At 73.3% G+C, this 874-nt stretch carries 1 pseudogene; it reads right to left on the bottom strand.

Going from position 1 to position 874, the window contains the following annotated elements:
• Nucleotides 1–663: 663 nt before the first annotated feature.
• Nucleotides 664–874: pseudogene (locus PUR56_RS25925) on the bottom strand (carbohydrate ABC transporter permease); the annotation flags it as partial.

The raw sequence follows: 874 nt of genomic DNA on the forward strand, positions 1-874 counted from the left end.
CGAGCTCGACGAGGACACCGTCGACCGGTACGTGATCGCCCGGTTCTGACGACCGGCCGGACCGCACCCCCCGAACGCCGGGCCGCCGGACTCCCCGGCCGGCCCGGCCCCCGAACGCGGTGGCGGGCAGCTCTGCCCTGAAACTGTCCGCCACCGCCCCCGGCCCCCTCGGTGCCGCCCGTGACCGACGGCACCGAGGGGGGCTGTTGCGGCAGCACTCGACGGTGACTGCACACCGGTCCGCCGATGCCTCACGGACCCGCCTGCCTGACTGTCTCCGGTCGGCGCAGACCTACGTTGGCCGCAATCACGAGGGGACAAGCGCTGAGACGGTCCCATGTGGCTGCGCCTGCTCGGCGGTGGGCGCACGGCCGAGACGAGCAGCCGGGCCGCGGAACGGCTGACGGTGCCGGTCCGCGGCCCGGGGATCGCGGGTCCTCGCAGGCTCCAGGACTCGCGGCGCACGCGGATCACGCCAGGTGACGTTGAGCCGGCTCCCGCGCGGCCGGGACTGCCTCCTTCGGTGGAAGCTGAAGGCCGGTGCCCGCCGCGTCGCTGTGCGCGCGAGACGGTGGACCCGCAGATGCGGTCGGGTGCCACCCTCAGGCACTCGACCGCACCCGTGCCCCGGGTCTCCCGACCTGGACTCGGGGGGTTCTCGTCCTACTCCTTCACCGCACCACCGGTGAGTCCGCGGACGAAGGTCCGCTGGAGGAGGACGAAGGCGAGGACGACCGGGATCGCGGCCAGCACGGAGCCGGCCATCAGGAGATCCCAGCGGGGGGCGAACTGGTTCTGGAACTGGGCCAGTCCGACGGGCAGCGTGCGCAGCATCTCGTTGTTGGTGACCAGCGAGGGCCAGGCGAACTCGCCC

The organism is Streptomyces sp. BE303 (assembly GCF_036290945.1).
Lineage (GTDB): Bacteria > Actinomycetota > Actinomycetes > Streptomycetales > Streptomycetaceae > Kitasatospora.